Origin of the sequence: Paenibacillus germinis (assembly GCF_013141785.1) — a bacterium.
Taxonomy (GTDB): domain Bacteria; phylum Bacillota; class Bacilli; order Paenibacillales; family NBRC-103111; genus Paenibacillus_E; species Paenibacillus_E phytorum.
Genome location: NZ_WHOC01000166.1, coordinates 1 through 10,070 on the forward strand (window position 1 = coordinate 1; position 10,070 = coordinate 10,070).

The following is a 10,070-nucleotide window of genomic DNA, read 5'->3' on the forward strand; positions in this document are numbered from 1 at the left end:
TGAGCATTAAACGCTCTTTTTACGAAATCGAGGAGTTGGACGGTATCTTTTGTGATAATCCACGGTGTAACAGTGCGATAGCCTTCGGGAATCGGCTGAATTGAATTTGATTTTGTTGTCATATACATTCTCCTCTTATAATTAATGTCATTTACATGCCTTATTATATACATGTAATGCTGACAAAAATATGTCAGTGTTAGAATGAGTTTGGTGCTCCTCATTTTAATGGCAATGATCATTTCGACTGATACAGGGTCATACAAAGCTAGTTATCAACGTTCACTGTGTCTTAAAAGAAATGCTGATCTAGCCTCCGCTGACAGGACATCATTCCTGGTGATTCTGATCCTCGCCGTTCCGTCTGACTGAGTGATACCTTAATTAAGATTATGCTCAACGCCTGGTCTTTCTTCTCTTGCATCCAGACGTAGCTGCCTTGCAGAGCCCAAAACGATTCCGTAAATCACATGTCCCAGGAAGTTAAAGAGACCAGCCTTTATGCCGAATCCAATACCAAACAGTCCGGGATTTGGAATCATACCAACAATCACTAGAGGGTGCGTCGCTCCCATAATTGGCATCATAATAAGGCCAGCAACAATGATCATGGCAAAAAGAACAGAAAAGCCAATGCCCGTCCACATGTTTTTTCTGGGAACAAATCGATCATATAAGTACGCGAAGACTACACCACCAAAGAGAATTTCTGCATATCCAACGATCAAGGTAGAAAAAGATTGAGAATCAAGACCAAAAGAGGTTCCATTCAACCAAGCAAAGTTTACTCCGTGACTAAACAAGGAATCGGTGATTCGGAAAAAGATTTCCATGACCGCTGTTGCGATAACCCCGACTTTCAAAGCAGATGTGATTCTTAACATTGAAATAAAACCTCCATTCATTTTGGTAGTAGCTTAACAGGTTATTATCTTAAAAGTCTGTGGCGATGATCTCAGCACGGGACAGTGCAGTATCCTTGATTGCCTGCGCACGATCTGGAAATTGGTTATGCCCTTCAATAAACAACGCTTCGACCTGGGAGATTCCAAAGAATTGCAGGATGGTGGACAGATGTTGGTGACCTAAATTCATCTGTGCGGCCGGACCTTCGGAATATACGCCTCCGCTCGCCTGGATGTGAAGCGCTTTTTTAGCAGCCAACAAACCTTGCGGGCCGCTGCTTGTATAGGCGAACGTTTTTCCGGGAACCGCAAGGGTATCGAGATAGGCTTTCATGACAGGCGGATACGAAAAATTCCACATTGGTGTGACGAATACATACTTGTCTGCTGCGATGAATTGCTCAACCAGATCAGACATACGGGTTATCTGAGCCTGTTCCGCTGCAGGCAGCTGTTTGAGAGCCATACCTTCTTGCATCTTTTCCCTGCCGTGAAAAACATCAGCATCAAGGAGCGGTATCTCGACTTTGAACAAATCAAGAATAATGACCTTATCGGCAGGATGAGTTACGCGATATGCCTGAAGAAAAGCTTCGCCAGCCGCCAAACTGAAAGATTTCGATGCTTCAAATGGATGTGCGGTAATGTACAAAAGTGTGGACATGGATAGTTTCTCCTCCTAAAACAATTGCTAATTTTATGTTCAGTGTTAATCTTAAGAGATAAGCTCAGTCTGAAATAGATGAGAGTTTATGAAACTATCAGATATCCTATTAGCAACTAAAGTAGTATTGTCAGTATCAGGATTAGGGAGGGTTCCAGTTGAGTAATAATGAACATCGGCGAATGGAGCTGGCTGACTTTTTGAGGACGCGTCGATTGCGACTTTTACCGAAGGAAGCAGGTTTGTCTGTCGACCATTCGCGTCGCCGGACTTCTGGCTTGCGCAGAGAAGAGGTAGCGGTGTTGGCCGGAATATCGCTGCCATGGTATACAGCCCTGGAACAAGGGCGGGATATTCGTGTATCCGATCAAGTTCTGGACAGTCTTGCTAGGACCTTGCGATTGAACCCGGATGAACGTAGGCATCTGTTCACGCTGTCTCTTCAGATGTTGCGCATGGAGGTGCAGAATACTTGGAAAAACGAGATCTCGCAGGTTCATCAGGAAATTTTGGATCAATTCCAGTTCTGCCCGGCATACATTGCCGACATGCGTTGGAACATATTGGCCTGGAACCGGATGGCTGTACAGGTTTTTGGAGATTTTGAGCGAATGAGCTTGCAAGAGCGTAATTTGATCTGGTACATGTTTACCAATGAAGCATGCAGGGAGCTCTATACGAAATGGGAGATGCTCGCCCAAAGTCTGCTGGCCCAACTCCGGTCCGATTACGGCAAATTGGTGGATGACCCCTGGTATGTAGAGATGATTGGCGAATTGAGCGAAGTAAGCCCAGCGTTCAGGGAGTTGTGGGCAAGGCATGACGTGACGGAAAATCCGGAAGAGAGAAAAGAAATGAGGCACCCCGCTGTGGGCACACTGATCCTGGAGCATAAAAGCTTTGTGCTGAAAGAAAACAAAAATCTGATGATGAAAATGTTTACTCCAGCAGACAGCGAAACCAGGAGAAAATTAGAACAGTTGACTCTCTTCTGAGCCCGAAGAGAGTCTTTCATTTTCGGAGAACTTTCGCACAATCCGCTTCAGTCGCCATGTAATTATGCTAAACATTACTCATCAAACCAATTAGTGTAAAAGGCTGCCGATCCAATTGCTCTCGGCAGCCTTCTCCTGATGTTTATAGCTTTAACGCTTCAATATGTATCATCTCCCACTTAGAAGCCTATGTTATCCCTTTGTGCGGCCAATAAACGCGAACGAGAGTAAGCTGCCACCGAACAAGATAGCGGTTGTAACAACTAGCGACATATGCATTCCGGCAATAAAAGATTCGCTGCCACTTAGAATCGAGCCGAGGATGGCAACGCCAAGCGTCGCGCCGAGCTGTCGGCTTGAATTCAGCGCTCCTGAAGCAGCACCGGTCTGTTCTTTAGGGACAGATGAGATAACGGCTGTCATCAACGATGGAATCGTAAAGGACACTCCGAAACCGATCAGGAGCAAACCAAGCAGGGTAAGCGCATAACTCGTATTCACATCCACCCATATTTGCAACAGTGTACCCAGAGCCCCAAGGCTAAACCCGATCGTCATCGGTATTCTTGCTCCGATTCGACCCACGATTCGACCGGTAAAAATCGGATTGAAGGCCATTGGAATCATCATCGGAAGGAGCGCGAGTCCTGCCATATGGGCCGATAATCCGCGCAACTGTTGGAAGAATAATGGAAGTATGAATAGAATCCCCGACATGCCGATATTAATGGCCATCCCGGCAATCATTCCCGCCGATACGGTGGAATTTCTAAATAGCTGCAGTGGTAGCAGCGGTGTCTTACCTTTCGCTTCCACCATCAAGAATACGATAGCGCACACCAGTGCCAGACTAAATGCCCCCAAAATAACCGGGGAGTTCCATCCGTATGATTCCCCCTCCATGAGAGCGAAGGACAATACGACAATGGCGGCAATGGCTGAGACTTGGCCTACTAAGTCAAAGCTTTGCTGCGGATTACGGTTTGTTTCGTTGACGAACTGCGAAGTCAGGATCAAACTAATGACAGCAAGCGGCACATTGAGAAGAAAAATGCTGCGCCAACCGAGTGAGTCTACCAAGAGTCCACCGATGACAGGTCCTGCGGCCATTGCTATTCCCGTAACCGCTGCCCATATGCCAAGAGCCCGAGCACGTTGAGCCGGCTCAGGGAAAGAATGTACAAAGAGGGTGAGCGAGGCTGGCAACAAGGCTGCACCTCCCACACCGAGTATAGCGCGTAAGCTGATAAGTGCACCAAGAGACGGAACAACTGCTGAAATGGCTGATGCGGCGAGAAATAGCGCCAGACCACCGATATAGACTCGTTTAGCCCCCAACTTATCGGCAATCGCCCCCATCGACAGCAGCAAGCCCGCGAAAACGATCGTGTAGGCGTTGACCACCCATTGAAGGCCGGCTATCCCTCCCCCCAAGTCGTCGCGAATAGCAGGTAATGCGACACTTACCACTGTCATATCCAGGAGCACCATAAAGTATCCTAGAGAAAGTCCTAGAAGCAGCAGCGCTTTTACCAGCTTACTGGTACTGCTGGACTGTATTTGCATCACTTTTCCCAAAATAATTCCCCTTTCATTACAAGATTGAATTACTCACCACTTCCTTCATTATTGTAAAATAGATCGTATACTAGAACTAGATGATGGTTTATCATATGAGTAATTCTCCTATAATGGGAATCCGACAAGGGGGTAGGTGTGCAACAATGGAACAATCAGCCAATGTTCGATTACATGAGCTGGCTCAGTTTTTGCAGACGCGCCGTGCCCGTATTTCACCCGAACAGGCTGGCTTGCCTAATCGAGGTCGGCGGCGAACGCCAGGACTTCGGCGCGGGGAAGTAGCGTTGCTCTCGGGCATCAGCGTGGACTGGTATACGTGGCTTGAGCAAGCGCGAAACATTCAGGTATCCACTCAAGTGCTGGAGAATATTGTGCGGGCTCTCCAACTTGATTCAAATGAGCGAAAACATTTATTTCAGCTGGCCCTCCAGCAACTGCCTCCCGATCTCATACCAGCCGAAAGTGTCATTAGCCCGAGGTTGCAGAGCTTCCTTGATCTGCAGGGGACGAGTCCGGCCATCGTTACTGATCAGCGCCTGAATGTTGTTGCATGGAACAAGGTTGCAAGCATGATTTACGGGAATTATGAAGATATGTCGACGCGTGAGCGTAATTCCGTCTGGCGGACGTTCACATCACCGTATGTCCGGCAGTTGCTCCAGGAAACATGGGAAACTCATGCCAGGCACCGGTTAGCTCAGTTTCGCGCCAACTACGGAAAATTTGCGGGTGATCCTTGGTGGATGGAGCTCATCGATGAATTGAATCAAGCAAGCGAGGAATTCAGGACATGGTGGCCAGAGCATGATGTTCTGAACGGCCCTGAAGGAAAAAAAATCAATTATCATCCAACGGTCGGACTGATCGTATTCGATCAAATTTCATTTCTTGTATCGGATGCTCCCCACCTTACGGTCACGATCAATATACCGTCAAACGATGACGATACGATCTCCAAGCTGAGCAAGCTTCTATTAGAGTAATTGTAAAAAAAGAATCAGCTCGATCAAATGGTCGGGCTGATTCTTTCTAGGAATTTTTTTCTGTCATTAAGCAGTGAAATGTATTATTTATTCTTTACGCCCCGCACCACGGTAGTTCCTCTCCGCTTCGTCCATGCGGCGCTTTACGGTTGGCAAATGGTTGACTACCCTCATAAAGATACGCATAAAAGCCAAAACTAGGCGTCCGATAACGGGTTTGTGCATCAGACCGTTCCCGTTCATTTGTTTCCTGGACTTTATGACTGCATCGAACCCATAATCGATCATTTGTTTTTCATATTCTTGAATGGCTTGGATAAGCGTCTTGCTGCCATCACGAACAGCTTTTAGATTATGGCACAACAGCGCGGCATCCCGAAGCGCAGTGTTGGCGCCAACACCCCTGCCTGGGGTCATCGTATGAATGGCATCGCCGAGAAGCGTTACATTGGTAGCCGACCAAGCTGGTACAGGCACGGATGTACGGATATTAATCGGGAAACACGTACTTGGATCGGTAAGGCTAAATAATTTCTGCAGATTGGGGTGCCAATTTTGCGTCTTCTCCTGTGTTAGACGAAGCAGATCAGAACCGTTCATGCTCAACACGACGTCTGGCAGCCATCTCTTCGCGGCACTAAATCCCCACATAATGTAATCGCGTGTATTATCGTACAGCAATCCTGGCCAAGCGGACAACAGCTCCGCGTCATTGCCCCCAATCCCGTTCTTTAACGTCCCACTTTGATCCCATTTGAACTCCATGACATGTATAACGCAGTTGTAGCCTTTTGGCGCAAAAACCATCGATACTCCTTCCAATACTTTGGGAGGCAGCAGGGCTCTTGTTTCTGCATTCAACGGAATTTTTCCGGCGATACCGATAAGGCCCGAATCCTCAAGCTTGGCTTGTGGAAGATATTGTTTGCGAACCCGGGAAGAGGTCCCATCGGCAGCAACTAGCACATCACCGACAGCCGAGGTCCCATCTTCAAAATATGCGATCACCTTGCCGTTGGGATACTGCTCGAAGCGACTGAAAGTTTTGTCGAAGTGCACGACATCTTCAAGTCCGGTCAACAACACTTGTCTTAGCGTCATCCGGCTTACCGATTTTTCGCTATCAATCGGATCATGGGCGATCGGGTCGACAGCAGGTCGTTCTCCCATCGATAGAAGTTCGGACAGCTGTTCAGTCAGCATATTTCCATAGATCGGAGAGCGGGCACAAGAAGCGATGAATGTGTCATAAAGATCAGATGGCAAGCATGCGTATAAAGCCCGACTGCCATCGGGATCGATACCGACACGGTAGCCCATCAATCCATCGGATCGGGTACGATCACGTTCATAAACGGTAACGCGGATCCCTGCCTTCTTAAGGCCGTGTGCCAAACATAGTCCGCCTGTGCCTGCGCCAATAATCAAAACATGAACGGAAGAATCATCCATAAAAATCCCTCGCTTTTAATTTGTCTAGTAATTGCTTTTTAGTCTAACAGCGTTTCACTTAGTAGTACAGTGTTAGACTAATGCAGTTGCGCCTCTTTGTCAATAGTGATAGGCTATATTTGCAGAATGGTAGTTGGAGGTAGGAAAATGGCAAAAACAAGACGCAACAGTAAAAGAGCGGGCATTGGTGATGAGCAACCGGCACTAAAACCGCTTGATCGGGAACAGGTAGTTTCAGCCGCGCTCATTTTGCTCGATGAGGTTGGCCTCGACGGCTTGAGTATGCGCCGATTGGCCGAACGGCTTAGTATAAAAGCATCCACACTTTATTGGTACGTCCGCGACAAGGATGAACTTCTCGCTTTGCTCGCCGACTCCATCAGTGGTGAAGTTCAAATGCCCGAACTTGATGGTCCGTGGCGCACGCGGTTAGAGTCTCTTTTGAGAGAGTATCGACGCGTGTTGCTGGCTCATCGAGACTCTGGCCGCATTCTTGCCGGTACCATACCAACAGGACACAATCGTCTACGGTTGATTGATATGACACTCGGTGCCTTGCTTGATGCGGGACTCGACGGTTTAACCGCCTCTAGGGCGGGTCGGCTCTTGGTCGATTATTCTACCGCATTCGTCCTGGAAGAAATTAACGAAAGTGCGATTGGCGATAAAACTGCACATGCAACAGGACATACGTTGATGAATTTCTCAGTTGATGTTTACCCGAACATCGCCAAATTGACAGCCGAATTGGTGGATCCTGATAACAACGAACGGTTTTGGTTTGGGATCAAGATCTTATTGGATGGTCTTGAACGGCAACTCGACGAATCTCATGGGCAGCTCAAGGATAATCCGTAATTTTTTTTGAGTTCCTACTTGTAACTGTTATGCCGACAAAGAAGCTTAGGACAATATAAAAAGGCTGCTCTGAGGCAACCCTTTACAGTGCGAAGCAGTATTTTTTTAGAAAAGAAGAAGCCAGGTCATTATTACTTGAATTATTGAAACATGAGCCTTTAGATCCGTCAGTATGGTATTAATGTGCCTGGATTCACGATGTAATGGAACAAGGGAAGCAGTACCTTTTTATAAAAAGTCTTTAGAACTCGGATTATCAGGTGAAGAAAGACAAGGAGCATATTTAGGACTTGGGAGTACGTATCGAACTTTAGGTATGTACGATCATTCAAAAATAGTTCAGCGGTAGTCTAGGACTTTATTTTCTCGTCCAAGGCTACCGCTCTTTATGTTGAATACTTATTTTTTTAAGTGATGCCGATCTTACTTATTTTAGTTACAGAAGTGTCCCTTCACTTAGAGCTTGTTCATATACAGCATCACCATCTTTGACGTAAAGACGGAAGAAACCCGGTGTTTCTGGCCGCGCTTCTATAGCATCGAACATCATGACTATCGAATCACCAATCCGAACTTCTGCATGTCCGACAGAACTGTCTTCGTTATACAATCGGCTGATTTCATGAGCATTAAACGCTCTTTTTACGAAATCGAGGAGTTGGACTGTATCTCTTGAAAGCACTTTGAATGGCACCTCGAAGCACTTGAAAGAGGTTAAATGTGCCAATTAACGTATTGTCATTAATTTTAAAGATTCCAAAGTAATACGCTTGATCTTTTTGCATATTTTCATCATGTTCTTTTATTCTCTTAATTTAACCTTCCATTGTATAAAAATCAAAATCACGAGGCATTGTATAACCCTGATTCTTCAGTACCAAGAGCATGTCAGCTAGCAACCTCCTCCCGTTTGTGATCGTAGTAACTGGCAGGGATAATTTTAAACACTTTTACATAGAGAAGGGAACTAAGGATGGTGACCAAAAAGATAAATCCAAACACCACTGGCGGAGGAAACCATATGGAGAGCATGATCGTGACGGGAGCAATAAACCTGCCCACCGAGTACTGAAGACTGGATGCCCCCATATACTTACCTCTGGCATTGTCCGGCGCATATTTACTGATGAAACTGTCCGTAACCGGGCTGCGTGAAAGCTCCCCAATGGTAAAGATAAATGTGAAAATAAACAGCAGCCATACATGTGTCGTCAAACCAATCATAAACATTCCCACTCCGAACAGCAGCGTGGACATGATTAGAATGTTGCGTTCAGACCATTTTTCAAATAACTTCGTTACTGGCAGGGCACATAGTACAAACAAGAGACCATTTAGACCCAGCATCCAGCCGAACACTTGCGTGCTGCTGAGAGAAAGGGTCCAGCCACGAAATGCCGGCAGCAATATAAAGAGCAAATACCTTATCCCTGAAAATAATGCCATAGCTGCTTACTTGCTCCCTCAAAATTCCGGACAGCTTATGGCCTGACCGGGTCACTCTGGCCGTTACCGGGAGAGTCTCCCTGATCAAAAATAGAATCGCCAAGAAATACAGCATTGTCACGGTAGTGCAGGTCCAGAGCAGCTCATGTCGGTATCGGAAAAAGAAGACCGAGCCCAGCGCAGGGCCGAATACCGCCCCGATGTTTCTTCCCGTAACAAACGTGGCATAGACCATCCGTCTTTCTTTTTCCGGTATCACATCCGCCACCATAGCTGAGCTGGCTGGAGTATATATTGCTCCTCCCAATCCAAGCCCGATATATGCGAGATAATCCAGCCAATGAGACGAAGATAGCGCAAATAAGGCAAACATCGCAGTCTGCAGAAATGCTCCCAACAGCATAGCCGGCCTCCGGCCCAGACAGTCTGAAAGGAGTCCGCCAAATAAGCTGCCCACCAGACTAATCATAGGCGGCACCGCCATCAACATACTGGCAATGGATTTTCCAAAAGCGTCACTGAAGAAGAGGGTGATGAAAGGAAAGTACATCCAAAACAGCAGGTTGAACAAAGTGTCACCGGTCAACCTGATTTTCAGATTCAGATCCCATTTGAACCAATTCACTTGACAGGGTCCTCCTGTTTTTTGATTATATGATCACGCCTATTGATTAACCCAAACATGTAACATAAAGGGTCGCTCATTCCAGGTAACTGGTAAGCACCACTCAACCATTCTGAAAAAGGCTTTTATCATAGAACCTTATCTTGAGCACCGCCGGTCGGCACATCTCATAAAATTATCCATCACTCTTACACAACAGGTCATGGACTGACCCAACAAAAAGAAACAACGACAGCCATGGACGAGAATAAAGTCCTAGACTGTCGAATTTTTATCGAGCAATCGTTTTCGTTAACGGAATGATGGAGGGGTCTTTATAAGCTTATAGTTTCAAAGAATTCTGAACATACCTCATGGCTTCGATATACTCCCTTTGCCCTGCCCGGTTCATCATCTCCTCGTGATTGATATCTTCAATACGTTGCTGGAACCACCAAATATTACCCAATGGATCGCGTACACGTCCGACACAGTCACCAAAGAATAATTTTGTTATTATAGTTACAGAAGTGGCTCCTGCATTTAGCGCTTGTTCATACACAGCATCACCATTTTCAACGT

Annotated in this window: 10 protein-coding genes and 1 pseudogene; 4 read left to right on the plus strand and 7 right to left on the minus strand. The window is 46.4% G+C overall.

From position 1 onward, the window contains the following. Positions 1-380 precede the first annotated feature (380 nt). Positions 381-884, minus strand: coding sequence for a hypothetical protein (locus GC102_RS32220; protein WP_171693121.1), 504 nt, complete (start codon positions 882-884; stop codon positions 381-383). 49 nt (positions 885-933) lie between these two features. Next, positions 934-1,569, minus strand: coding sequence for an FMN-dependent NADH-azoreductase (locus GC102_RS32225; RefSeq protein WP_171693122.1), 636 nt, complete (start codon positions 1,567-1,569; stop codon positions 934-936). 158 nt (positions 1,570-1,727) lie between these two features. Here GC102_RS32225 and GC102_RS32230 point away from each other — a divergent pair, with 158 nt between their 5' ends. Continuing rightward, positions 1,728-2,564: a helix-turn-helix transcriptional regulator gene (locus tag GC102_RS32230; protein WP_246321238.1), complete on the plus strand. Its 837-nt coding sequence runs from the start codon at positions 1,728-1,730 to the stop codon at positions 2,562-2,564. A gap of 192 nt (positions 2,565-2,756) precedes the next feature. Here the strand turns inward: GC102_RS32230 and GC102_RS32235 are convergent, their stop codons facing one another. After that, a complete protein-coding gene (locus GC102_RS32235) occupies positions 2,757-4,133 on the minus strand; it encodes an MFS transporter (protein ID WP_312883433.1) in 1,377 nt (458 codons plus the stop codon). Positions 4,134-4,288: 155 nt separating this feature from the next. Between GC102_RS32235 and GC102_RS32240 the strand changes: the two genes are divergently transcribed. Continuing rightward, positions 4,289-5,128, plus strand: coding sequence for a helix-turn-helix transcriptional regulator (locus GC102_RS32240; RefSeq protein WP_171693123.1), 840 nt, complete (start codon positions 4,289-4,291; stop codon positions 5,126-5,128). Between the two features lie 87 nt (positions 5,129-5,215). On the opposite strand, the gene GC102_RS32245 is transcribed toward GC102_RS32240, so the two are convergent. Beyond that, on the minus strand, positions 5,216-6,580 hold the full coding sequence (locus tag GC102_RS32245) for an FAD-dependent oxidoreductase (RefSeq protein WP_171693124.1): 1,365 nt from the start codon (positions 6,578-6,580) through the stop codon (positions 5,216-5,218). Positions 6,581-6,727: 147 nt separating this feature from the next. Here GC102_RS32245 and GC102_RS32250 point away from each other — a divergent pair, with 147 nt between their 5' ends. Continuing rightward, positions 6,728-7,438, plus strand: a complete 711-nt coding sequence (locus tag GC102_RS32250; RefSeq protein WP_171693125.1) for a TetR/AcrR family transcriptional regulator C-terminal domain-containing protein — start codon at positions 6,728-6,730, stop codon at positions 7,436-7,438. A gap of 181 nt (positions 7,439-7,619) precedes the next feature. Beyond that, positions 7,620-7,787: a tetratricopeptide repeat protein gene (locus GC102_RS32255; RefSeq protein WP_246321240.1), complete on the plus strand. Its 168-nt coding sequence runs from the start codon at positions 7,620-7,622 to the stop codon at positions 7,785-7,787. Between the two features lie 87 nt (positions 7,788-7,874). On the opposite strand, the gene GC102_RS32260 is transcribed toward GC102_RS32255, so the two are convergent. The 3 genes and pseudogenes from GC102_RS32260 to GC102_RS32270 all read right to left on the minus strand — a co-directional run. After that, entirely contained in the window at positions 7,875-8,120 is a 246-nt protein-coding gene (locus GC102_RS32260) for a VOC family protein (RefSeq protein ID WP_171693126.1), read from the minus strand. A gap of 206 nt (positions 8,121-8,326) precedes the next feature. Continuing rightward, positions 8,327-9,509, minus strand: a pseudogene (locus GC102_RS32265) (MDR family MFS transporter). Positions 9,510-9,831: 322 nt separating this feature from the next. Continuing rightward, positions 9,832-10,070 (minus strand): VOC family protein (locus GC102_RS32270; RefSeq protein WP_512698998.1); only part of this gene is annotated, 239 nt, incomplete at its 5' end.